The sequence below is a fragment of the Coriobacteriaceae bacterium genome, from assembly GCA_025992855.1.
Classification (GTDB): Bacteria; Actinomycetota; Coriobacteriia; order Coriobacteriales; family Coriobacteriaceae; genus Collinsella.
On record DAJPGB010000001.1, the window covers coordinates 1,421,550 to 1,446,226 of the forward strand.

A 24,677-nucleotide genomic window follows, 5' to 3' on the forward strand; every position below is an offset into this window, starting at 1 on the left:
ACGCCTCCCCTCTAAAGATGTTCTTAAAACAGCCTTAAAGATTTTGGACATATGCGCTGGCAGCGTACAATACGCATGTTTGGCATGATTGAGTTCTAAAGGGAGGGGAGCGCGCCGTGGAAGTGCTGGTTGTTGGTAATACTTCGTATGTCGATGACGACTTTTGCGTCAAGGCGTTCCCGGGCGACCATGTGCAGGTTGTAGCTGCGAGCGACGTGCAGCGCGACGGATCGTCGGCTCCCTCGTCCTGGAACGAGTTGCTGCAGCATCTGGACCAGGCCTACGAGTTCGATCGCGTGGTCTATCTTTCCACCTACCTCACGCCGCATACCGAGACCTTTGGCGATATCGAGCTGCTGCGCTCGGTGTTTCGCGCGTGCCTGGGCCGCCAGATCCAACTGCTGTTTGTGACGGGGCCGGCGGGCGCCGAAGGCGACGTCGATGCCGCCGGCCAAACCGGCAAGGGCATCATTGCCCACGCGGCCAACGACCTGTGCCGCTACTATGCTGGCCGCGACGGCATTCAAGCCAAGATTCTACGCGTGCCCTATCTCTATACCGCCTCGCCGGCGCTCAATGACCCGTTTTTGGTGCCGTTGTTCCAAGCCTGCTCGCACGGCTCGCTCGTGCTCAAGAACAGCGCGGATGCTCCGCTTCAGGCCCTATGCGCCGAGGAGCTGGCTGTCTTGGTGCGCCGCATCTTCGATAGCTGGGATCCTGCGTTTGAGGAGCTCGGCGTTGCGGATAGCTTTGCGCACACGCTGGGCGATCTGGCCGAGGCCCTAAAGCGCCTGTTCCCGGTGCTCCAGGTAACCTTCGGCGACGACGCGGAAGCTTCCGTGTCGCCGAGCGATGCCGTCCGCAAACGCTATGGCTGGTTCCAGCGCTACGACGTGCTCACCGATCTTTCGACCATACATGCCCGCTGGGAGCAATCCCGCGCGGGAAAGCGTCATCCGCTGCACTATGCCATCGACCGCATGCGCGAGCATACGCTGCCCGTCATGTGCATGGAGACCGCGCTCGCATGGGTGCTCTTTGAGTGTCTGGAGCGGGTGTTTTCGCAATCTGCTCAGCTTAATGTGCTCGACTATCGCCTGCTGTATGTGGTGCTGATCGGCACGCTGTATGGCCTGGATTTTGGCCTGGTCGCGGCGCTGCTGGCCTCGATTGGCCTGGCTGCGAGCTACTTTACCCAGTATGGCTATACCTTCCAGGGCCTGTTCTACGAGCCCTCTAACTGGCTGCCGTTTATCGCCTACTTTGTGGTGGGCGCCGTGTGCGGCTATGTGCAGCTGCGCAACCGCGAGGCGCTCAAGGCCGAGCGCGCCGAGAACGAGCTCGTGCGTAACCGTAACGACTTTTTGGGCCGGCTCTACCACGACGCCATCGAGGATAAACAGGCATACAAGCGCCAGATCGTGGGTCGCCACGACAGCTTTGGCAAGATCTTTGCCGTGACGCAGGAGCTCGACGTGCTCAATCCGCGCGATATCTATCGCAAGTGCTGTGAGCTGCTGGGCGAGATCCTAGAGAACGACTCGGTGACGATCTACCACGTTTCGGGCGGGGCGTTTACGCGCTTGGTCGCCGCGAGCCCGGCAATTTCGGCCGATGCGCTGCGCTCGTTGGCACTCGACGATCTTAAGGCCATGATGGAGGGCGTGGACCATTCTGGCCTGTGGGTGAACCGCAAGCTAGTGCCGGGGCTGCCCATGTTCGCCTACGTGATGGAGCGCGACGGGGCACCGTCGATCTTTATCTTTGTGCGCCACGTGGCCGAGAGCCAAATGACCCTCTATTACCAAAACCTGTTCCGCATTTTGTGCGGCCTGGTAGAAAGCGCGCTGGGTCGCGCCTTCGATTACGAGGCCGTGGCGCAGGATAAGCGCTGTATTGCTGGCACGCGTGTGCTTAAGCGGGATGCTTTCGGCCGCGAGCTTGCCACCGAGCAGGCGCTCGCAGACAGCAAGATGGGGAGCTATTTGCTCCTGCGCGTGGTGCCGGGGATGGAGCCCGTCGGCGAGCTGGTCGGGGCGATTGGATCGGCGATTCGCGAGAGCGATGCCGCGGGCCTGGTCGACGACACGCTGTATTTGCTCATGCGTCAGGCCATCGAGGCCGACCTGCCCGTCATTTTCAAGCGCATGGCCTCCAAGCAGATTACCGTTGAGCATGTCGACGGTGAGGGCGCTGTGGCACTGCTGCGGCAGATAGATCCCGCCGGCTCCGATGGCGAGGGGGATGCTGCTTGATCTCGCTTGTTGTCGCCGTGCTCGTATTGATAATCCACGTGCTGGTGTGCCTGGTGCTCTGGACGCTCATGAAGTTGGGCCTGCTATCGGTCCGCGGGCATATGCTTGCCGTAATAGTGCTCGTTCCGCTGTGGGGCCCGTTGCTGGTGGTGCTGCTCTGCGCGCGCGACCAGGCATGTGGCGATGCGTCTTGTGCCAGCACGTTGGAATCGTTGCGCTTAAAGGACGATATACGTCGCGGCGTGCAGGTTCAGCGCCGCGAGGCCGATGCCGGCGTGGTGCCGCTCGAGGAGGCGCTCATCGTCAATGACGCGGGCGACCGCCGGCGCCTTATGCTTTCTATGCTCACCGAGGACCCGGGCGCTTATCTGGCACAGCTCCAGGCCGCTAAGCTCAACGATGACGTCGAGGTCGCGCACTATGCCGCGACGGCCGTGGCGCAGATCTCCAAGGAGTCCGACCTTAAGCTGCAGCAGTTGGAGCGTACGTTTAAGGCCGATCCCAGCGCGCAAAACCTGGATGAGTACTGTGACTACCTTGGCGACTATTTGGCCTCTGGCCTGGCCGAGGGCCGTGTGGCGCAGATTCAGCGTCAGCAGTATGCTCGCCTGCTCGCGCGTCGTTGCGAGCGCGAAGACGGGACGTCGCTGCGCATTCGCTACGCTACGGCGCTGGCCGATGCCGGCGAGCTGGACGAGGCTGAGGCCGTGACCGCGCAGCTTGTGGCAGATGCGCCGGACGAACAGGGGGCCTGGATGCTCTGCCTGCGTCTTGCTGTGGCACGCCGCGACGGCGAGGGCGTGCAGCAGGTGATCGACGCGATTGACAACCAGCATGTGTATTTGAGCGCCGACAACCGCGAGAAGCTGGCATTTTGGCGCGATGGGGAGGAGGCCCGATGAGCGTGGTGCAACATGTCCGCGACCGTGCGGGCCATTTTCGCTGGATGGGGCTGCTCGTGGTGTGGGCGGTCTTTATCGCCATGGCCGCTGTCCTGTTGATTGAGCGCGCCGGCGTGCAGTATGGCGCCGGGCAGTACAAGCTGGGCATGCTTGCCGCCACCGATGCCACGCCCGCAAGCTCGGCAATCTTTGGCCAAAAGCCTACGTGTCTGGTTATTAGCGACTCGGACCAGGACGGCGTCGAGGACGTCAAGGAGCAGTTCGACCAGATCCTGCTCGATATGAAGATCGCACATCGCGACGTGGATATCGCCACCGATGGCGCGGACGCGATCCCCTCGCTTGCGTCGTTCGACCGCGTGATCGTGCTAATGTCCTCACTCGATGCGCTGGGCTCGCGCCTCGCCGACCTTATGAGCTGGGTGAGCGCCGGCGGTTCGCTCATGCTTGCCATGACCCCGGAGAACTCCGGCTACCTGCAGGCGATTGCGCCCAGGCTTGGTATTGAATCGGCTGGCTATGATTATGTGACGGCCGAGAGCATCGTTCCGAGCGAGGACTTTATGCTGGGCGGGGGCCAACGCTACGTGTTCTCGGATCCTTTTGATTCGTCGCTTTCAGTCTCGTTGCGCGAGACAGCGCACGTGTGGGCTAAAACCGGCGATTCGGAGGCCCCGCTCATTTGGTCCAACGAATTTGGCAGCGGACATACCGTGGTGTGCAACATTGGCATCTACGACAAGGTCATGCGTGGGTTCTATGCTTCGGCCATAAGCCTGCTCGGCGATGCCACGGCCTACCCGGTCATCAACAGTGCCGTGTTCTACTTGGACGACTTTCCCAGCCCCGTGCCTTCGGGCGACGGTACCTACATCAAGCGTGACTACGGCCTTTCCATTGCCGATTTTTATGCCAAGGTATGGTGGCCCGATCTGCAAAAGCTCGCGCAGAAGTACGACATTCGCTTCACGGGCGTGATGATCGAGAACTACGAGGACGTTGTCAACCAGGTCGAGCCGGTGCGTCAGGCGGATACCACGCAGTTCCGCTATTTTGGCGGCATGTTGCTGCAGATGGGTGGCGAGCTGGGCTTTCACGGCTACAACCATCAGCCGCTGGCGCTCTCGGATACCGACTATGGCACGCTGTATGACTACAATACGTGGAAGAACAAGGACACGCTCGTCGCGGCGCTCAACGAGCTCATCGCGTTCCAAGACGAGGTCCTGCCCAATGCGCATGGCTCGGTGTATGTGCCGCCGTCGAATATCCTTTCGGCCCGCGCGCGCAAGATCATCGGCGAAGACGTGCCACGCATCAAAACCATCGCCAGTACGTATTTTGAGGACGGTACCGACCTGCCCTACGTGCAGGAGTTTGGTGTGGCAAGAGATGGCATCGTGGAACAGCCGCGCATTGTCTCGGGCGGCATGGTTGGCGATTCCTACATGCGTCTGGCAGCAGTGTCCGAGCTCAACATGCACTATGTGAGTACGCATTTTATGCACCCGGATGACCTGCTGGATCCCGATCGAGGCGCCAAGGAGGGCTGGGAGGTCTATAAGGGCGGCCTGACCGACTACCTGGACTGGCTGACCACGTCGGCGCCCGACCTGCGCCACCAGACGGGCTCGGAGTGCTCGGGCGCCATCCAGCGTTTTTCGTCCGTGACGGTGAGCGTGGATACGAGCGACGATGCCTGGACGCTCAGCCTGGGCAATTTCCATGACGAGGCATGGCTTATGTTCCGTGCCAATAACGGCGAGCCGGGCAAGGTGACGGGCGGCGAGATAACGCATCTGACGGGCAACCTGTACCTGGTTAAAGCGGCGGACAAGACCGTGACGATCGAGCGCAAGGAAGGTGGCGACCGATGAGAATCTGCTTGGTGCTCGAGGGTTGCTACCCCTATGTGCACGGTGGCGTGTCCACCTGGATGCACGGCTACATCCAATCCATGCCCGAGCACGAGTTTGTGCTGTGGGTGATTGGCGCGCATGCCGCCGATCGCGGTAAGTTTGTCTACGAGCTGCCCAAGAACGTCGTCGAGGTCCACGAGGTATTTCTGGACGACGCCTTGCGTCTTACGGGCGAGCAGCACGAAGCCAGCTTTAACGACCGCGAGCGCGAGGCGTTGCGCCGCCTGGTGTCGCTCTCCAATCCCGACTGGGATGTGCTGTTCGATATCTTCCAACGCCGTCGCGTGCATCCGCTCTCGTTTTTGCAGAGCCGTGCGTTTATGGACATCTTCCGCGACGTGTGCTTGGCCGAGTACCCGTATACGCCTTTCGCCGACGCCTTCCACACCATGCGTTCAATGCTACTGCCCGTGCTCTATCTGCTGGGTAACGAGGTGCCGGTGGCCGATGTGTATCACGCCATCTCGACCGGCTACGGCGGCCTGCTCGCGAGCCTGGGCTCCAGCGTTCACAACGCGCCGGTATTGCTGACCGAGCACGGCATCTATACGCGCGAGCGCGAGGAGGAGATCATTCGCGCCGACTGGGTGGTGCCGTCCTTCAAGGACCGTTGGATTCGCTTTTTCTATTTGCTTTCGGAGGAAATCTATCGCCGCGCCTTCCGCGTGACGAGCTTGTTTCACAATGCGCGCAAGACGCAGATCGACATGGGCTGCGACGCGTCCAAGTGCTTCGTCATCCCCAATGGCATTCAGTTTGATCGCTTTAAGGACATTCCGCTTAAGCCCGACGACGGCTGGGTGGACATTGGCGCGGTGGTGCGCCTGGCGCCCATTAAGGACGTCAAGACCATGATCTACGCCTTCTTTGAGCTGCATGAGCGCCTGCCACAGGTGCGTCTTCACATTATGGGTGGCGTTGACGACGAGGAGTATGGTGCTGAATGCCATGCGCTGTTGGAGACTCTGGGCGTGCGCGACCTGATCTTTACCGGCCGCGTGGACGTGGTCGAGTACATGCAAAAGCTCGACTTCACCATCTTGACGAGTATCTCCGAGGGTCAACCTCTGAGCGTGCTGGAGTCGCTGGCCGCCCGTCGCCCTTGCGTTACGACTGAGGTGGGCTGCTGCCGCGAGCTGCTGGAAGGCGCCCCCGGCGATGACTTTGGCGTGGCCGGTTTTGTGAGTCCGCCCATGTATCGCAAGGGCTTGGCCGATGACATGGAACGCATGTGCGCAAGCCGTGCCCGCCGCCTGGAGATGGGGGAGCGTGGCCAGCGTCGCGTGGCGACCTATTACCTGCACGAGCAGATGCTCGCCAACTACCGTGCACTCTACGACGAGACGGCCCGCGCGTTTGACCTGCCGCGGAAGGAGGTGTAGCCCATGGCCGGAATTGGATTTGAGCTCAAGCGTCTGTTTAAGCGCAAAGGCCTCTTTGCCACCATGCGCGCCTATGGCTACGCCGGCATCGTGTGCACGGGTCCCATGCTGCTGGGCGTGCTGCTGCAGGTGGGCATTCTGGTGCTGTGCGGCCTGTGGGGCGTGGGTCGCGCCAGCCAGGATTTGCTGGTGTGCATGGTGACCTATACGCTGCTGGCGTCGCTCACGCTCACGAGCTTTTTCTCCATGCCCGTCACGCGCTTTTTGGCCGATATGCTGTTTGCCGAGCGCGAGGAGGAGGTTCTGCCTTCGTTTTGGGGCTCCAACGCCATTATGCTTGTTGCGGGTACGGTGTTCTATGGCGTCTTTTTGCTGTTCTCGGGCGCCACGCTGCTGCAGGGGCTGCTGTGCCTGTGGCTGTTCAACATTATGATCGTCAACTGGAACGGCATGAGCTTCCTCACCGCCATCAAAGACTACCGCGGTATTCTGTGCAGCTTTGCGGCTGCCATTGGCGTGGCGTGCGCGTGCGCCCTGTGCGCGCTGGCGCTGGGCCTGCCGCCGGTCGAGGGCCTGCTGGCGTCGATCGCCCTGGGCTACGGCGTCATGCTCGCCTGGGACGTGGTACTGCTGTACCGGTATTTTCCGCAGAGCGATCGCAGCCCCTGGCTCTTTTTGCAGTGGCTCGACCAGTTTATGCCGCTGGCACTCACGGGTCTGTTTACCAACTTGGGACTCTTTGCTCACCTGGTAATTATTTGGGCGGGGCCCATCGGCGTGCAGGTCAAGGGCTTGTTTTACGGTGCGCCCTATCATGATGTGCCGGCGTTGCTTGCGTTTTTGACCATCCTGGTCACGACCGTCAACTTTGTGGTGTCGGTCGAGGTGAACTTCTATCCGCGCTACCGCGACTACTACAGCCTGTTTAACGACGGCGGCGTGGTGGGCGACATCGTGGTGGCCGAGGAGGAAATGCTCGCCACGCTCAACCGGGAGCTGCGGTTTTGTGCGCTCAAGCAGCTGTTTGTGACGGCAGCAGTCATCTCGCTCGAGACCACGGTGCTCTCGGCCCTGCCGCTGGGCTTCAACAACCTGATGCACGGGTATTTCCGCACGCTGTGCGTGGGCTATGGCCTGTATGCCGTGGGCAACACGATTCTGCTGATCTTGCTGTACTTTACCGACTACAAGGGCGCCGTGCTTGCCTCCGGGCTGTTCGCGGGCGTGGCGGGGCTGGCGACCATCGTCTCGCTGTTCTTTCCGCAGCAGTTTTATGGGTTTGGCTTTTTGCTCGGCGCGGCGGTGTTTTTTGTTGTGGCGCTCATGCGGCTCGATACCTATACCGCCAACTTGCCGTATCGTATTCTGAGCCAGCAGCCCATTGTGGCGACCGACAAGACGGGTCGCTTTACGGAGCTGGGCCGCTGGCTCGACCGTGCCGAGCAGCGCTACGAGGAGCTGCGTCTAGAGGGCGAGCCGCATGGTGCGTTTGAGCGCACGGTGGTCCGTGTGTATCGCAATCGTTGGGGAGGTCCTGATGACCGATAGGATGATATCGCGTCGCCGCTTGATTGAGGCGGCTGCCGGCACATTGCTGCTTTCGGGCTGCTCTTCGCAGGACGAATCCTCGGCAAAAAAGACCAAGAAGCAGGGCAAGATTAAAAAGGCCGATGCGTCTAGCGAGACCAAGCACCTTCGCGACAAGGATGAGCTGTACGAGGTCTACGACGACTCGGGCATCGTATGCATGTACCTGACAGTCTCTCGCGGCAACAGCTCCGAGAATACCGACCATAGCTGGGCCGAGATCAATACGTACTCAGTCTACGACTATGCCGACATGGGCGTGACGCGCTATCAGGTTATGGGCCTGCTGCAGCCTGGCGATGATAAGGGGCCCGTTGCTGGCGAGGTCGGCTATGGAGAGGAGGCGCCCAACGCCACGGTGCAGGTGCGCGGTCAGACGTCGAGTACCTATACGCAAAAGAACTACAAGGTGGAGCTCAAAAAGGGCAAGGGCACGTGGCACCAGCAGCGCGCGATTGCGCTTAACAAGCACATGGGCGAGGGCATGCGCTTTCGTAACAAGATGGCTTACGATCTGATCCGCGGCATTCCCCAGATGATGGGCCTGCGCACGCAGTTTGTACACTTGTGGGTGTGCGACCAGACCGAAAAAACTAACGACACCTTTGAGGACTACGGTCTGTTTACGCAGGTCGAGCAGCTCAACAAGACGGCGCTCAAGGCCCACGGTCTGGATAAGAGCGGGCACCTGTATAAGGTTAACAGCTTCGATTTCCATCGCTTTGAGGACACTATTAAGCTCACCGATGACCCCGACTATAACCAGACGGCGTTTGAGGGCATGCTCGAGATTAAGGGCGACTCGGACCATACCAAGTTGATCGAGATGCTCGATGCGCTCAACGACGATTCGCAAAAGATCGACGATGTGCTCGATACCTATTTTGATACCGAGAACCTGGTCTATTGGATGGCGTTTCAGATTTTGACGGGTAATTGCGATACGCAGAACCGTAACTGCTATCTGTACAGCCCACTCAACTCCAAGGTCTGGTATATCTTGGATTGGGACAATGACGGCATGCTGCGCAAGCTTGAGTTGAGCCTGACCGGATTCTCGGATTATGCAAGCTGGGAGCGCGGCGTGAGCAACTACTGGGGCAATGTGCTGTTTAATCGCGCACTGCGCAGCAAGTCGTTCCGCAGTGAACTCGACCGCGCCGTGAAGGACCTGCGCTCGTACCTGACCGAAGAGCGCCTGACCAAAATGATTAAGCACTACCGCGAGGTTACCGAATCGCTGGTGTTTGCGTCGCCCGATATCGATAACCTGCCCGTGACCAAAGACGAATACGAGCAGATTGCGGCGGCGATTCCTTCCGAGATCGAGGAGAACTATAAGAGCTTTCGCGAGAGCTATAAAAAGCCCATGCCGTTCTACATTGGCGTGCCGCAGATCGATAACGGTAAGCTGCGCGTGAATTGGGACGCGTCTTACGACTTTAAGGCGCGTGACATTCGCTATACCGTGGAGCTGGCGCGCGACTATGCCATAAGCGACGTGCTTTTTAAGGCCGAGGACGTGCTACTTCCCGAGGTGACCTGTGATGCGCCCGATGCCGGCCAGTATTTTGTGCGCGTGCGCGCCACCAACTCCGACGGCTATACGCAAGATGCGTTTGACTACTATGTGACCGACGACGGCAAGCACTACGGCATGAAGTGTTTTTACGTGCAGGACGGCGGTAAGGTCGTGGAGGATACGTATGAGGAGGGCTAGCGCGCTGCTTGAGCGCTTGGCAGCTCCGCCTGTGCGTGCCACGCAGGAGCGTTACCGCCACGAGCTCAAATATCTCATTAACGAGGGCGAGCACGCCGCGCTTGCCTGTCGCATGGCGCCTGTGTTTAAGCTGGACAAGCATGCGCAGGCGGGCGGTTATACCATTCGCAGCCTGTACTTTGACGACTACTGCAACTCGGCCTACGAGGAAAAAGACGCCGGTATTCTCATGCGCAAAAAGTATCGCGTGCGCATCTATAACGGCAGCGACAAGGTGATTAAGCTCGAGCGCAAAAAGAAGTACGGCAGCTGGATCTACAAGGAGGACGCGCCGCTCACGCGTGACGAGTTTGAGCAGATCCTGGCCGGCGATTACGACTTTTTGCTGCACAGTCCGCACCAGCTGTGCCGCGAGTTCTACATCGAGTGCATCTGCAATATGATGCGCCCGCGCACCATCGTTGACTATGAGCGCGAACCGTGGGTAATGGACGAGGGCACCGTGCGCATTACGTTTGACATGAACGTTCGTGCCGCGGTGGGTAGCTTCGATATCTTTGATGCGACCTTGCCCGCGCTGCCCGTGCTGGAGCCCGGCAAGCTGGTGATGGAGGTCAAGTTTACCGAGTTTTGTCCGCAGCTGGTGCGCGATATGGTGCCGCCGGGCGCGGCCGAGCTCACGGCGGTCTCCAAGTACTGCCTGTGTTACGAAAAGACCGCCTACCTGCGTGGTTTTAACTACTGGGAATCGGATTTTGAGAACCGAGGGGATATTTAGACCATGAGCACCAGGGACTTTTTTAAGAACTCCGTCTTGGAGGCGTTTGGCCAGGTCGACCCTGCCAAGATTGGCCTCTCGCTGCTCGTGGCGCTCGCCATGGGCATCCTGATCTATCACGTGTACAAGCGCTTTTTTACCGGCGTGGTGTATTCGCGCAGCTTTGCCGTGACGCTCGTGGGCATGTGCGTGCTCACTTGCATGGTTACGCTCGCGATCTCGACGAACGTGGTCATCTCGCTCGGTATGGTCGGTGCCCTGTCCATCGTCCGCTATCGTACGGCGGTCAAGGATCCGCTCGACCTGTTGTATCTGTTTTGGGCCATTACCACGGGCATTACGGCAGGTGCCGGCATGTACGCGCTCGTGGGGCTGACGGCGGTGGTCATCGTGGCGATGATCGCCGGCTTTGCTGCGCACCAGGATAAGGCGCGAGTGTACATGATGGTCATCCACTACACGGGCCAGACCACGGGCGACGACATCGTTCGTGCCTTTGGCCGTACCAAGTTCACGGTGAAGTCCAAGACCATGCGCGGCGATAAGGTCGAGATGGCCGTGGAGGTGTTCTCGGACGGCGTGGATATGCCGTACGCCGATGCCATCCGCGCGCTCGACGGCGTCGAGGACCTCACGCTCATCCAGTACAACGGCGAGTATCACGGTTAGAACCCTAGCGAGCAAATTGCACAAAGAGGGGCGCTCCTGGTCGAGCGTACGTCAGCGAGCGGGCAGCTGCCGTGGCGAGGTGCCACGAAAGAGGAGCGACGCGTACTTCATGTACGCGAGCGGCAGATCGCCCGGCAGATGCCCGCGCAGCGTCGAGCAGTCCGGCGTTCGTCAGAACGCCGGAACGAACAGGTATCATGGTGAAAGCGATTTCAATGACAGGGGTGCTCGTGGTAAAGATGAAAGATGTGGCCGAGCTGGCGGGCGTTTCGAGCGCCGCCGTCTCGCGCTACCTCAACGGCGGATATATCTCGGCGGACAAGGCCGAGCGCATTAAGCAAGCGATTGAGCTGACCGGATACGTGCGGTCCAGCCAGGCTCGCGCGCTGCGCACCGGCTCCACCAAGCTCATCGGCGTCATCGTGCCCAAGATCAACTCGGAATCCGTGAGCCGCATTACCGCCGGCATTGGCCAGGTGCTCGGTCGTCGTGGCTACCAGATGCTGCTTGCCAATACTGACAACGCGCCCGAGCGTGAGCTCGAATATCTCGATTTATTCCAAAACCACCCGGTCGATGGCATTGTGCTGGTGGCAACCATGATCACCGACGAACATCGTGCGGCCATTACGTCTTGCCGTGTGCCCATTGTGCTAATCGGCCAAAACGTCGAGGGCGCGGCTTGCGTCTACCATGACGATTACGAGGCTGCCTTTGAGCTGGGCCAGGCGCTCGCGAAGCATGTTGGGGGCAAGATTGCCTACATTGGAGTTACCGAGGAGGACCGCGCTGCTGGTTATGACCGCCGTCGCGGTTTTGAGGCCGGCCTGCGCGCCGCGGGTAACCCGCTCGATGCCGCCTTGATTCGCCTGGGCTCGTTTACACTCGACTCGGGCTATGGCGCGGCGCGTGAGCTGCTCTCCGTCGCTCCCGATGTTTCGTTTATCGCCTGCGCGACCGACACCATGGCGGCGGGCGCGCTTCGTGCCATCGATGAGGTTCGCGGTATGGGCGAGGGCATACACCGCGTGAGCGGTTTTGGCGACAACGCGTTTTTGCGTGCGCTGACGGGCGGCATTCCCACCGTGCATTATGGGTATCTGACCAGTGGCGTCGAGGCCACCAGCATGCTGCTCGACACGCTCGATGGCGTGGAGGGGAAGCGCGGTCTCAAGACGATCAAGCTCGGCCATCAGCTTATGAATGTCTAGGCTCTGGGCACGTCTGCCTGCCTCTGAGGCCCCTGTTTTTGCCATAAAACTACCATTCGCCGGCTTTTTCCTACCGTTCACCCTACTATGAAAACGATTACAGACATATGAAACTGAAAACGATTACAGTGTAAGTGTCAAAGATGGCCGGGTGCACATGCGCCCGTTGGAGGAAGGGGAAGTCATGGACTACCGCAAATCAGCGCAAGAGGTGCTCGACAACATCGGTGGCGCCGGCAACGTTGTTTCGGCCGCGCACTGCGCCACGCGTCTGCGCCTGGTGATTGCCGATAACGCCAAGGTCGACAAGGAGGCCCTCGAGAATATCGACGGCGCTAAGGGCGTCTTTGAGGCCCAGGGCCAGCTCCAGATTATTTTTGGCACTGGCACCGTCAATAAGGTCTACGAAGAGTTCATCGCGTTCAGCGGCGTCGAGGCTGCCACCAAGGCCGAGGTCAAGGAGGCCGCGGCTCAGCAGCAGAACATCTTTATGCGTGCCATTAAGGTGCTCGGCGACGTCTTTGTCCCCATCATTCCCGCCATCGTGGCCTCGGGCCTGCTGCTGGGCATTATGAGCGCCCTCAACTTTATGGCCTCCAACGGCTTTATCGCGCTCGACACCAATAACTTTATTTATAAGATCGCCGACCTGGTCTCGGGAACGTCCTTTGGCATTCTGCAGATCCTGATCGGTTACTCCGCCGCTAAGGCCTTTGGAGCCAACCCGTATCTGGGCGCCGTCGTCGGTGGTGCGTTCATCAACTCCTCGCTGCAGAGCGCCTATACGGTTGCCTCCGAGGGCGTTCAGACCATGGTCACCGTCATCCCCGGTGTGTACAGCTTTGAGTGGGTTGGCTATCAGGGTCATGTGATCCCCATCGTCATCGCCTGCGCCATTCTGGCCTTCCTCGAGAAGCGTCTGCACAAGATCGTTCCCGAGATGTTCGACCTCTTTGTGACCCCGCTCGTCTCGGTGTTCGTGACCGTGCTCGTGACGCTCGTTGCCGTCGGCCCCATCTTTGTCTGGGCCGAGAACGCCATCCTCGGTCTGATCCAGGCCCTGCTCACCCTGCCCTTCGGCATCGGTTCCTTTATCGTCGGCCTGTTCTATGCCCCCACGGTCGTTACCGGTATCCACCAGATGTACACCGCCATCGATCTGGGCCAGCTCGCCCAGTACGGCATGACCTACTGGCTGCCCATCGCCAGTGCCGCCAACATCGCCCAGGGTGGTGCCGCGCTCGCCGTTGCCTTTAAGACCAGCGATGCCAAGATCAAGGGCCTGGCGCTTCCTTCGGCCCTGTCCGCCTTCATGGGCATTACCGAGCCTGCCATCTTTGGTGTGAACCTGCGCTTCTTTAAGCCCTTCATCGCCGGCTGCATCGGCGGTGGCTGCGGTGCCCTGGTCTGCGCGCTCACTTCGCTTGCCGCTTCTGGCACCGGCGTTACCGGCATCTTCGGTATCCTGCTGTGCCTGGCCCAGCCCGTGCAGTACGCGATCATGTTTGCGGTCGCCGCGCTGGTTTCCTTTGCCGTCTCGTTCGTCCTGTACAAGGACGAGCCCAAGACTTCCGAGCAGGCCTAAGAGCTTTTGATTGAGGGGCGCCCGCGGGCTGTATGCCCGTGGGTGTTTCCCGTATTTGACGCCGATCTCTGGCGCCTTGTAACTTTCGATCCGTTAGGACTTTGATATGTCTAATGCACTTGGTCGCGACCTTGCAAAGCTGGTCGCCGCTGTTGACGCCGCCGCCTCTGAGTGCGGTCATGGCGCGTATGGCCAGCGCTTTCATATTATGCCGCCGGCGGGCTGGCTCAACGACCCCAACGGTCTTTGCCAGGCAGATGGCGTATTTCACGCGTACTTTCAGTATGCCCCGTTTGACGTGAACGGCGGCGTCAAGATGTGGGGCCATGCCACGAGCCGCGACCTTATGAAATGGGAATATGTTGGCGCGCCGCTGCTTCCCGACGAGCCGTTCGACTGCCATGGCGTGTATTCAGGCTCGGCATTGGTCGAGGACGGTCGCATTCGCGTGCTCTATACCGGCAACGTTAAGCTCCCCGATGCTGACGGCGTCTTTGACTATGTCAACTCCGGCCGTCGCGCCGACACCGTGTATGTCGAGAGTGTCGATGGACAGACGTTCAGCCAAAAGCGCGTGGTGCTGGCGTCTGAGGATTATCCCGAGGATTTGACCTGCCACGTGCGTGACCCCAAGGTATGGCGCGATGATGATGGGCGTTACCACATGGTGCTGGGCGCGCGTCGTCGCGTAGACGGGCCGCATGTCGAGAGCCGTTTTTGTGCGATGCACGGCGAGGGTGCCGGGCGCGATGTGGGCGAGATCCTGGTGTATGGCTCGGCCGATATGCTGAGCTGGAAGCTCGAGAGCCGTGTGTCTGCGCCCGAGCGCTTTGGGTTTATGTGGGAGTGCCCGGGATACCTTGAGCTTGAGGCCGATGGCGGTGTACCAGCGAAGTGGCTGTCCTTTTCGCCCCAGGGGCTCGAGGGCGGTCGTTGGGACCGCGGCAATGTGTATGCAGCGGGCTACATGCCTGTAACGGGCGACATTACGGGTGGTGACGGTGCCTATGAGCTGGGCGAGTTCCGCCTGTGGGACGCCGGTTTTGACTTCTATGCTCCGCAGGAGTTTACGTCCGAGGATGGTCGCCACATTCTGATCGGCTGGATGGGCATGCCCGATGAGCCGACCTATGGCAACGCCCCCACCGTGGTGTGCGGCTGGCAGCACTGCATGACGGTACCGCGTGAGCTTACAGCCGGTGCAGGCGGCGTGGTGCTGCAACAGCCGGCGCGCGAGATTGAGCACCATTATGCCTCGGTGCGTGTGGGGGAGGGCTCGTTGGAGGTTGCCGGCGATACCTGCTTTGACGTTGTTGTTGACGGTGTCGACGGCGCGTTTACCGCGATCGTTGATGGCGAGCTGAAGCTGGCGTTTGTGCCCGCCGAGGGCGAACTGCCCGCGCGCTTTGAGATGCGATTTATCGATGAGAGTCGCGCTTCTGCCGGCTGCGGTCGTACTGTGCGCTGGGAGCCCGTCGACGAGGTTCGTAACGTGCGCATTGTTGGCGATGTCTCGTCGGTCGAGGTGTTTGTGAACGATGGCGCGCTCGTGTTTTCGACGCGCATCTATCCCGAGGCCTATGGCGTGACCGTTGACGCTCCGGGTGCGAGCGTGACCTGTCACACGCTCAACATCTAGGTGCGCGATCGCCCATCGGCGCTATACTGCAGCCGTTGCCCACGATGCGGGGAACATCCGCATCGTGGGTTTTTGTTTTGAAGGGACGGTGCCGTATGGGCGTACAGCAGCTAGAAGAGGCCTGGGCTTTGAGGGCCAGCGCGCGTGAGGCGTGTCTTGTTGCGGCCCCGCATGTGCCGGCGGCGCTTTCATTGCTGGGTATTGTGCGTCCCGGTGACCGCCTTGTGGCCTTTGCGGATGACTTTACCGAAGCCTTTGCCCGCGGCTTTGATGGCTGCGATGTTGTGCTGGTGGGGGATTCGTGCGCCGAGGTATTTGTTGCCGCGTCCGAGGGCTTTGATGCCTCGCTTGATGCCGAGGGGCCGCACCTGTGGTGGTTCGTCAATTCTATCGGCGGGTTTGGTCTGCGTGTGCCCGATCTGCGCGCGCTGGGTCGGGCGGCGCGTGAGGCCCATGCACTGCTGGTTGTGGACAACACCGTGGCTGACGTCTTTGGCTGCGATCCGCTGCGGCTGGGTGCCGTGCTGTCGCTCGAGGCACTCGACCGTGCGTGCTCCGGTGAGGCGCCACGCAAGCTCGTGGCGGCGTCGGTCGCGCGCTCGCAGCTTAAGCGCCATCGCGTGGACGCCGCTGCCGAGTGCGCGCATGCCCTGCTCGAGGGGTGCGGATTGGTCGCGCTCGACTTGTCCTCCGATGAGGCTGAGGTTCTAGAGCACGGGCTCGATACGCTCGACGCTCGCATGCAGGCACACTTCGACCGCGCCCGCGCGCTGGCCGAGTATCTGGCCGCCAACGAGATGGTGCGCAACGTGCGCTATCCCGGACTGAGCTCGCATCCCGACCACGCGGTTGCAACGGGAATCCTCGAGCACGGCTTTGGCCCGGCAGTTGAATTTGACCTGATGGACTGCACCGCGGGCGAATTCTTCAGCATACTGCCGGACGAATTCCGCACATCGCCCGCCGGCGGCCCAACAACGCGCCTTTCGGCCCCACGCGGCAAGCAGGGGAGCACCATCCGCCTCTTCGCCGGCACCGACAATCCTCTGGTAGTAGCGTCCACCCTAGACAACGCCCTTCGCAACTAGCTAAATCATCCTCAACTCCATAAGTTGCGGTGAAATAGGGATTGGTTTACGGCTTTATCGGCATAAACAGTCCCTATTTCACCGCAACTTATGAGAAGGGGTTGTGCAGCTAAAAAAGCCCCGTCCCAAATTAGCTACTTTTTGATGCTGGCGATGAGGGCGTCGGCTTCTGTGGCGATGATGTTGTTGATGTCGGCCTGGAGGGTTTCGTAGACTTCGATGGCTCGCTCGCCGGCTTGGGTGAGCGATGATCCGCGGGCTCCGTCGCGCTCGATGAGCTTGCAGCCCAGCTGCCCTTCGGCCTCGTTCACAATGCGCCAGGCCTTGGAATATGCCATGCCCATGCTCTTGGCGGCGCGGTTGAGCGAGTGCTCGCGGGCAATACCCTGCAGCAGCAAGACGCAGCCGTGGCCGAACACGCCCGGCAAATCCTTGTCGCACGCTTGAATGACCAACTTTGCCGTTGTCTTGTACTTCATACGCTCCACGTCTTCCCGCTAAAGTGTTTGCTGGGCAAACGCAAAGCCTGCGTCAAACCCTCGTGTGCTCTTCTTAAATCATGCATTGTAGCAGTCAAAGTGCGTTAAGATACTTCCCCAGTATTGGGCGCCCAAGGTTGGGCTGGGTCCTACGAGGCCTGCAGCCGACCGGTCGCATGGAAAAAGGAGAAACATGGCTACGTTCTTTCCCGGTGAGTCCCACACGTTTTCGGAGTATCTGCTGGTCCCTGGCTACTCGTCCTCGCAGTGCATCCCCAACAACGTCTCTCTTAAGACGCCGCTAACCCGCTTTAAGCGCGGTGAGAAGCCGGCAATCACCCTGAACATCCCCATGGTTTCCGCCATCATGCAGTCCGTCTCGGGCGTCGACATGGGTGTCGCGCTCGCTACCGAGGGTGGCCTGTCCTTCATCTACGGTTCCCAGAGCGCCGAGTCCGAGGCCGCTATGGTCAAGGCCGTCAAGGATCACAAGGCCGGCTTCGTTCAGTCCGATTCCACGCTGACCCCCGACATGACCATGGAGCAGGTCATTGAGCTCAAGGAGAAGACCGGCCACTCCACCATGCCGGTTACCGACGACGGCACTCCCAAGGGCAAGCTCCTGGGCATCGTCACCAGCCGTGACTATCGCCCCAGTCGCGATGACCACCAGACGAAGGTCTCCGAGTTCATGACCCCGCGTGAGCAGCTCATCGTGGGCGACAAGAACATCAGCCTCAAGGTTGCCAACGACGTCATCTGGGATAACAAGCTCAACGCTCTGCCTATTGTCGACGACAACGATCACCTCATGGGCATCGTCTTCCGCAAGGACTACGACAGTCACAAGACCAACCCCAACGAGCTGCTCGATGGTGACAAGCGCTACATGGTCGGCGCCGGTATCAACACCCGCGACTATGCCGAGCGCGTGCCGCTGCTCATCGAGGCTGGTGCCGATGTCCTGTGCATCGACTCTTCCGAGGGCTTCAGCGAGTGGCAGAAGCGCACCATCGAGTGGATCCGTGCCAACTATGGCGAGGACGTCAAGGTCGGTGCCGGTAACGTCGTCGACGCCGAGGGCTTCCGCTTCCTGGCTGACTGTGGTGCCGATTTCATCAAGGTCGGTATCGGCGGCGGTTCCATTTGCATTACCCGTGAGACCAAGGGTATCGGCCGTGGCCAGGCCACTGCGTTGATCGACGTCTGCCGCGCTCGCGACGAGTACTACGAGGAGACCGGCGTCTACGTGCCCGTGTGCTCCGACGGCGGTATCGTCTACGACTACCACATGACGCTTGCCCTTGCCATGGGTGCCGACTTTATGATGCTGGGCCGTTACTTCGCCCGCTTTGACGAGAGCCCGACCGAGCGCGTCAACGTCAATGGCCAGTACATGAAGGAGTACTGGGGCGAGGGTTCTGCGCGTGCCCGCAACTGGCAGCGTTACGACCTGGGCGGCGCCGCAAAGCTCAGCTTCGTCGAGGGCGTCGACTCCTACGTTCCTTACGCCGGCTCCCTCAAGGATGGTGTGGGCGGCACGCTCTACAAGGTCAAGTCCACGATGTGCAACTGCGGTGCCCTCTCGATCCCCGAGCTCCAGGAAAAGGCACGCCTGACCCTGGTAAGCTCCACCTCCATCGTCGAAGGCGGCGCTCACGACGTAGTCGTCAAGGATTCCCAGCAGAGCGTCAGCTACCGCTAAGCGGCTTTCCCAAGCACCGCACCTTGCCGTTCAAACCGTCGCTCGCGTACCAAAGTACGCGTCGCTCCTCTTTCACGGCAATCTGCGGCACTTGGAAAACCCGACCATGCTTGGGCTGGTAACAATTAGCGGTTGATTCACAACCACGTTATTAAGATAAAGCGAGATGCCTGCAAGTTGCAGGCATCTCGCTTGTTGTATTTGCTATCATCATGCGAGTTAACGATGTGGCGGGGCGTTCTTACCTTTGCTCGCTGCAAGTTCCGCACGAGCCGAAGAGCACTTAATGTGCTCTTCGTGCGAGCAGGACTGTCCGCAGCAGCGAGTAAAGGTAAGAACGCCCCGCCCCAACCCAGCTAACAAAGGAGCTGATATGTGCGATTGCACAGATCATAAGGACGAGATCCCTGTCTACGACGCGCAGGCCATTGAGTCCCGATGGATGAAGGCCTGGGAGGACTCCAACCTCTTTGCCGTCGACACCGACGACAGCAAGCCCAAGAAGTATGTGCTCGAGATGTTCCCGTATCCGTCGGGCGACCTGCACATGGGCCACGCGCGCAACTACACCATCGGCGATGCCATGGCCCGTCAGGCCCGCATGCGCGGCTACGACGTGCTGCACCCCATCGGATTTGACGCCTTTGGCCTGCCTGCCGAGAACGCCGCCATCAAGCACAACACGCAGGCTGCTGCCTGGACGTATAAGAACATGGACCAGGCGCTCACCACGATGAAGCGCATGGGCTTCTCCTACGATCTGGATCGCATGGTCAAGACCTGCAGCCCCGACTACTACCGCTGGGGTCAGTGGATCTTTGAGAAGATGTGGGAAAAGGGCCTGGTCTACCGCAAGAAGAACCCGGTCAACTGGTGTCCCACCTGCAAGACCGTTCTGGCCAACGAGCAGGTCACCGAGGGCAAGTGCTGGCGCTGTGGCACCGAGCCCGAGAAGCGCGACCTTGAGCAGTGGTACTACAAGATTACCGAGTACTCTCAGGAGCTGCTCGACGACCTGGAGAAGCTCCCCGGCTGGCCCGAGCGCGTCAAGCAGATGCAGGCCAACTGGATCGGTCGCTCCGAGGGCGCCGAGGTCGACTTTACCCTGTGCGACCAGGATGGCGAGCCCATCGAGGGCGATGAGGGCAAGATCACCGTCTTCACCACGCGTGCCGATACGCTTTTTGGCGTTTCCTTCTTTGTCCTGGCTCCCGAGTACGCCGGCCTGCACGAGCTCGTCGAGGGTACGGAGTACGAGGAGGCCGTCACCAAGATTGTCGAGGACTCCAAGCATATCTCTGCCGTCGAGCGTGCCCAGGGCACCCTCGAGAAGCACGGTGCCTTCACGGGCCGCTATGTGGTAAACCCCGTCAACGGCGAGAAGGTCCCCGTGTGGGTTGCCGATTATGTCGTTGCCGACTACGGTACCGGTGCCGTCATGGCCGTTCCCTGTGGCGACCAGCGCGACTTTGAGTTCGCCCGCAAGTACGACCTGCCGATCGTACCGATCATCCTGGACGATGGCGATCGCGCTGCCGTCGAGGACAGCGGCGAGACCATCGATACCTTCCATGCCGAGACCGTCGACTGGGATTGCGCCCACGCTGCCGAGGGCACGCTCGTCCAATCCGGCAAGTACACCGGCATGCGCGGCGGCAAGCACTCCGAGGGCGAGGCTGCGATCGTGGCCGACCTCGAGGCTATGGGCTGCGGCCGTCGCAAGGTTGAGTTCCGTCTGCGCGACTGGCTTATCTCCCGCCAGCGTTATTGGGGCAACCCCATCCCGGCTATCCACTGCGAGCACTGCGGCATCGTGCCCGTGCCCGAGGACCAGCTGCCGGTGACGCTGCCCGAGAACCTGGACCTGGGTGCCGGCGAGACCCTCGCCGAGTGCAAGGAATTCTACGAGACCACCTGCCCGGTCTGCGGCCGCCCGGCCAAGCGCGAGACCGACACCATGGACACCTTCACCTGCTCCAGCTGGTATTACCTGCGCTATACCGATCCGCACAACACCGAGCTGCCCTTCTCCAAGGAAGCCGCCGACCGTTGGATGCCCGTCGATAACTACATCGGCGGCATCGAGCACGCCATTCTGCACCTGCTCTACAGCCGCTTCTTTACCAAGGCGCTGCGCGACCTGGGCCTGCTGAGCGTGGATGAGCCCTTCACCAACCTGCTGTGCCAGGGCATGGTCAAGGACGAGAACGGCGACACCATGTCCAAGTCCAAGGGCAACGTCGTGCCTCCGAGCTCGGTCATTGAGCCCTACGGCGCCGACACCATGCGTCTGGCGATCCTGTTTATCGCCCCGCCCGAGAAGGACTTCGACTGGGATCCCAAGGCCGTCGAGGGCGCCAACCGCTTTATCAAGCGCGCCTGGCGTATCGTGTGGCAGCTCGTCCAGTCCGGCGACGCCAACGTGGCCTTTGACAAGTCCGTGCTCGACGAGACCGCGATGAAGCTCTATCGCGAGCGTCACCGCACCATCGCCAAGTGCACTGAGGACTTTGACCGCGGTCAGTTCAACACCGCGATCTCGGCCGTCATGGAGCTCGTCAACGCCGCGAGCGCCTACCTCAACGCCACCGACGGTGCATCGCGTGACAAGGCCCTGTGCTACGGCGTGGCCAAGGACATCGTGAGCGTCCTTGCTCCCATCTGCCCGTTCTGGGCCGACGAGCTGTGGCACGAGGCGCTCGGCTGCGAGGGCAACGCCTACACCGCCGCCTGGCCCGAGTTCGACCTGGCCGAGTCCATCGAGGACACGGTTCAGATTGTCGTCCAGGTGCTCGGCAAGGTCCGTGGCCGCATCGACGTCGCCCGCGAAGCCTCCAACGAGGAGATGCAGGCTGCCGCCGAGGAAGCCGTTGCCAAGTGGCTCGAGGGCAAGACGGTCGTCAAGGCCATTTGCGTGCCCGGCAAGCTGGTCAACCTGGTGGTCAAGTAAGCGCTGCGCACATAGCTGACTCGTAAAAGACGAGGGGCGGTCCGGTTGGATCGTCCCTCGTTTTGCGTTGTGTGCCCTGCTCGGCCTATGCCTCGCGTCGCCCCCTACGGAATGTGCACCAGGTCCCTAAAGTAGACGTTGCCCGTTGCCTCCTCGAACATCCAGATGTTGAGGTAGATGTCGTTGAGGTCGTTGTTCACATCAAAGTCCGGATCGTCGAACGTGCCGACGAAGGTGAGCATGGCGCGCGTTTCCTCGCCCGCGGCGACCGGCTGGCGCATGCGCACATCGCGGACCTTGCCGTTGACGTAGGCATAGGCGTCCACATCGCCAAACATCATGTCGACACCGGTGTTGTTGATTACCGAAAAAACCAGCACGGCGTCTCCGTAGCCATCCGTGTCCTTACCAACGCAGGCGACATGGATGTTCTCATCCGCTTCAAGATCGATGGGGAACTGTTCTTGGGGTTCGGAACCCAGGCCCTGTGGATCGACTTCGTCTTCGTTGATGTTGTCGAAGCTCTCCGATGTCGTCGTTTTCTCGATGGCTTCGGTGCTTCCAGGGTCCAGCTCACTTGGCTCTGTTTTGCCGTCCGTATTGCTGCAACCCACGAGGGCGAACGAGCACGCTGCAATGACGAACACGGTTGCGCAGAGGGTGCCGAGACGTTTCATGATGCCTCCTTGTCGTAGAGGTCCTGGTAATGCTTGGCGTTGTACGGGCAATCGACTGGCTAGTTACAGAAATACCCTTAGCGTTAGTCTGATCGATAGGGGCTATGTGAGGAACGCCCTTGAGGCCCGAACGGATCGCCGGATTGGGACGCATGGCCCGTTCTTGCGCTTTGGGACGCGCTCCGCACGGCGCTTTCGGTCCAATTGTCCTATTCTTGTGGAGAACCTGTGCGCACGCTGACCTGCGGATTTGTACGACGCTTGCACGTTTGCGCAGGTATTGCTATAGTTTGCTTGCAAATGAAGTTGTAATTGAAAGAAGTGGGGTTTCGGCCCCGCTTCTTTTTTGTATGGATGGAGGTGCCGCAATGGTCAAGACCAAGACCGAGCAGGCGATCATCGACGCGCTCGAGGCCGTCGCTCCCCAGCATGATGTTGACATCGTCGACGTTGAGCTCGTGGGTGCCACCAAGGCCCCCTGCGTGCGTGTGCGTATCGAGGGTGCCGAGGGTCAGAGCCTGTCGCTCAACGACGTCACGGCCAACACCAAGTGGGTTGGCGACGTGATTGAGGAGCTCGACCCCATCTCTTCGAGCTATACGCTCGAGGTGTCGAGCCCGGGCATGGCGCGTCCGCTGCGCCGCCCGCGCGACTTTGCCCGCTTTGTGGGCGAGAACTGCGAGCTCACCTCCACCGCCACCGAGGGCCGTCGCAAGTACGCCGGCAAGATTGCCGCCGCGACCGAGACGAGCGTGACCCTCGAGTTCGAGGACGGCGAGTCCGTTACCCTCGATTTCTCTGATGTTAAAAAGTGCAAGTTGAAGCCCACCTACGACTTCAAGCCCGCGAAGGAAGGAAAGTAAGATGGCAGCATCCGACATGATGTCCGCCCTGATGGAGCTTTGCCAGGAGAAGCACATCGACCAGCTCTACCTGATCGACCGCCTGGAGCAGTCGCTCGCCAAGAGCTATGCCGAGATCCTGCATCTTGAGTGGGGCGCCAAGGTGACCATCGACCGCACCACCGGCAAGATCTACGTCTACCGCCTGGAGCCGATCGACGATTCCATGGACGAGGAGGGCAACTTCACCGAGTTCGAGGAGATCGACGTCACCCCCAAGAACACGAGCCGTATCGCTGCCCAGCACGCCAAGGCCGAGATCAACGCCATCGTGCGTAACTCCGCCCGCGAGCAGATCTACGAGGAGTTCTCCGGCCGCATCGGTGACCTCATCAGCGGTACCGTGCTGCAGTCCACGCCCGACTTCACGATCGTCAAGATTCGCGAAGGCGTCGAGGCCGAGCTGCCGCACTTCGATCAGCGCCGTTACGAGAACGAGCGCAACGAGCGCCCGATGGGCGAGCGCTACCTGCACAACCAGCATATCAAGGCCGTGATCATCGACGTTCGCGACCCCAACTCCAACCTGCAGCCGGTTCGTGGCGAGCACAGCCGTCCGCCGATTGTCATCTCCCGTACCCACCCCGAGCTCATGCGTCGTCTGTTTGAGCAGGAGGTGCCCGAGATCTATGAGGGCACCGTCCAGATCAAGTCGATCGCCCGCGAGCCTGGCCAGCGCTCCAAGGTCGCCGTCCACTCGCTCGACGACCGTCTGGATCCCGTGGGCGCCTGCGTCGGCCCCAAGGGCAGCCGTGTTCGCGCTGTCGTGGGCGAGCTCCGTGGCGAGCGCGTCGACGTCATCCTGTGGGATGCCGATCCTGCCGTCTACGTCGCCAACGCCCTGTCGCCCGCTAAGGTCACCCGCGTCCTCATCGACGAGGAGAAGGCCTACGCCGGCGTCATCGTGCCCGACGACCAGCTGTCCCTCGCCATCGGCAAGGAGGGCCAGAACGCCCGCCTCGCCGCGCGCCTGACCGGCTGGCACATCGACATCAAGTCCGAGACGCTTGCCGCCGACATCCTCAAGAACGTTCCCGTTCACGAGGAGCCCGCCGCCGACCTGATCGGTGACGAGGAGGACGAGGACGTCCGTCGCTGCGAGTACGTGTCCGAGGACGGCATCCAGTGCCGCAACCAGGCTCGTCCCGGCTCCCGTTTCTGCGGTGTCCACGACACCGACGCCTTCGATGATGCGGAGGACCTGATCTAGCGCGCGGTCGCGCCGGGCG

18 protein-coding genes are annotated in these 24,677 nt (G+C 60.7%); 16 read left to right on the plus strand and 2 right to left on the minus strand.

The window, feature by feature from the left end:
* The first annotated feature begins 116 nt into the window (after positions 1-116).
* The 12 genes from OIL88_05980 (at position 117) to OIL88_06035 (ending at position 16,735) form a co-directional block, all read left to right on the plus strand.
* Positions 117-2,255 carry a DUF4118 domain-containing protein gene (locus OIL88_05980; GenBank protein ID HJI71913.1) on the plus strand — a complete coding sequence of 713 codons (2,139 nt, stop codon included), beginning with the start codon at positions 117-119 and terminating at the stop codon, positions 2,253-2,255.
* Positions 2,252-3,157 (plus strand): hypothetical protein, encoded by a 906-nt coding sequence (locus tag OIL88_05985; GenBank protein HJI71914.1) that lies wholly within the window; start codon positions 2,252-2,254, stop codon positions 3,155-3,157. The genes OIL88_05980 and OIL88_05985 overlap by 4 nt, the downstream gene beginning before the upstream one ends.
* Positions 3,154-5,034, plus strand: a complete 1,881-nt coding sequence (locus OIL88_05990) for a DUF2194 domain-containing protein (GenBank protein HJI71915.1) — start codon at positions 3,154-3,156, stop codon at positions 5,032-5,034. The genes OIL88_05985 and OIL88_05990 overlap by 4 nt, the downstream gene beginning before the upstream one ends.
* On the plus strand, positions 5,031-6,458 hold the full coding sequence (gene pelF, locus OIL88_05995) for a GT4 family glycosyltransferase PelF (GenBank protein ID HJI71916.1): 1,428 nt from the start codon (positions 5,031-5,033) through the stop codon (positions 6,456-6,458). The genes OIL88_05990 and pelF overlap by 4 nt, the downstream gene beginning before the upstream one ends.
* A gap of 3 nt (positions 6,459-6,461) precedes the next feature.
* Positions 6,462-8,006 (plus strand): exopolysaccharide Pel transporter PelG, encoded by a 1,545-nt coding sequence (gene pelG, locus OIL88_06000; GenBank protein HJI71917.1) that lies wholly within the window; start codon positions 6,462-6,464, stop codon positions 8,004-8,006.
* Positions 7,996-9,765, plus strand: coding sequence for a CotH kinase family protein (locus tag OIL88_06005; GenBank protein ID HJI71918.1), 1,770 nt, complete (start codon positions 7,996-7,998; stop codon positions 9,763-9,765). Before pelG ends, OIL88_06005 begins: the two co-directional genes overlap by 11 nt.
* Positions 9,752-10,543: a polyphosphate polymerase domain-containing protein gene (locus OIL88_06010; GenBank protein HJI71919.1), complete on the plus strand. Its 792-nt coding sequence runs from the start codon at positions 9,752-9,754 to the stop codon at positions 10,541-10,543. Before OIL88_06005 ends, OIL88_06010 begins: the two co-directional genes overlap by 14 nt.
* Positions 10,544-10,546: 3 nt before the next feature.
* Complete coding sequence (locus OIL88_06015; GenBank protein ID HJI71920.1) at positions 10,547-11,212, plus strand: DUF4956 domain-containing protein; 666 nt, start codon at positions 10,547-10,549, stop codon at positions 11,210-11,212.
* A 239-nt stretch (positions 11,213-11,451) separates the two neighbouring features.
* Positions 11,452-12,423, plus strand: coding sequence for a LacI family DNA-binding transcriptional regulator (locus OIL88_06020; protein HJI71921.1), 972 nt, complete (start codon positions 11,452-11,454; stop codon positions 12,421-12,423).
* A gap of 184 nt (positions 12,424-12,607) precedes the next feature.
* Positions 12,608-14,008, plus strand: a complete 1,401-nt coding sequence (locus tag OIL88_06025) for a PTS transporter subunit EIIC (GenBank protein ID HJI71922.1) — start codon at positions 12,608-12,610, stop codon at positions 14,006-14,008.
* 106 nt (positions 14,009-14,114) lie between these two features.
* On the plus strand, positions 14,115-15,647 hold the full coding sequence (locus OIL88_06030; GenBank protein ID HJI71923.1) for a glycoside hydrolase family 32 protein: 1,533 nt from the start codon (positions 14,115-14,117) through the stop codon (positions 15,645-15,647).
* A 95-nt stretch (positions 15,648-15,742) separates the two neighbouring features.
* On the plus strand, positions 15,743-16,735 hold the full coding sequence (locus tag OIL88_06035; GenBank protein ID HJI71924.1) for a PLP-dependent transferase: 993 nt from the start codon (positions 15,743-15,745) through the stop codon (positions 16,733-16,735).
* 134 nt (positions 16,736-16,869) lie between these two features.
* Here the strand turns inward: OIL88_06035 and OIL88_06040 are convergent, their stop codons facing one another.
* A complete protein-coding gene (locus OIL88_06040; GenBank protein HJI71925.1) occupies positions 16,870-17,214 on the minus strand; it encodes a LysR family transcriptional regulator in 345 nt (114 codons plus the stop codon).
* A 193-nt stretch (positions 17,215-17,407) separates the two neighbouring features.
* Between OIL88_06040 and OIL88_06045 the strand changes: the two genes are divergently transcribed.
* Positions 17,408-18,919 carry an IMP dehydrogenase gene (locus OIL88_06045; GenBank protein ID HJI71926.1) on the plus strand — a complete coding sequence of 504 codons (1,512 nt, stop codon included), beginning with the start codon at positions 17,408-17,410 and terminating at the stop codon, positions 18,917-18,919.
* A gap of 373 nt (positions 18,920-19,292) precedes the next feature.
* Positions 19,293-21,869: a leucine--tRNA ligase gene (gene leuS / locus OIL88_06050; protein ID HJI71927.1), complete on the plus strand. Its 2,577-nt coding sequence runs from the start codon at positions 19,293-19,295 to the stop codon at positions 21,867-21,869.
* 104 nt (positions 21,870-21,973) lie between these two features.
* Here the strand turns inward: leuS and OIL88_06055 are convergent, their stop codons facing one another.
* Positions 21,974-22,546 (minus strand): hypothetical protein, encoded by a 573-nt coding sequence (locus OIL88_06055; GenBank protein HJI71928.1) that lies wholly within the window; start codon positions 22,544-22,546, stop codon positions 21,974-21,976.
* Between the two features lie 368 nt (positions 22,547-22,914).
* Here OIL88_06055 and OIL88_06060 point away from each other — a divergent pair, with 368 nt between their 5' ends.
* Entirely contained in the window at positions 22,915-23,409 is a 495-nt protein-coding gene (locus tag OIL88_06060) for a ribosome maturation factor RimP (GenBank protein ID HJI71929.1), read from the plus strand.
* A 1-nt stretch (position 23,410) separates the two neighbouring features.
* Complete coding sequence (nusA, locus tag OIL88_06065; GenBank protein HJI71930.1) at positions 23,411-24,658, plus strand: transcription termination factor NusA; 1,248 nt, start codon at positions 23,411-23,413, stop codon at positions 24,656-24,658.
* Positions 24,659-24,677: the final 19 nt, after the last annotated feature.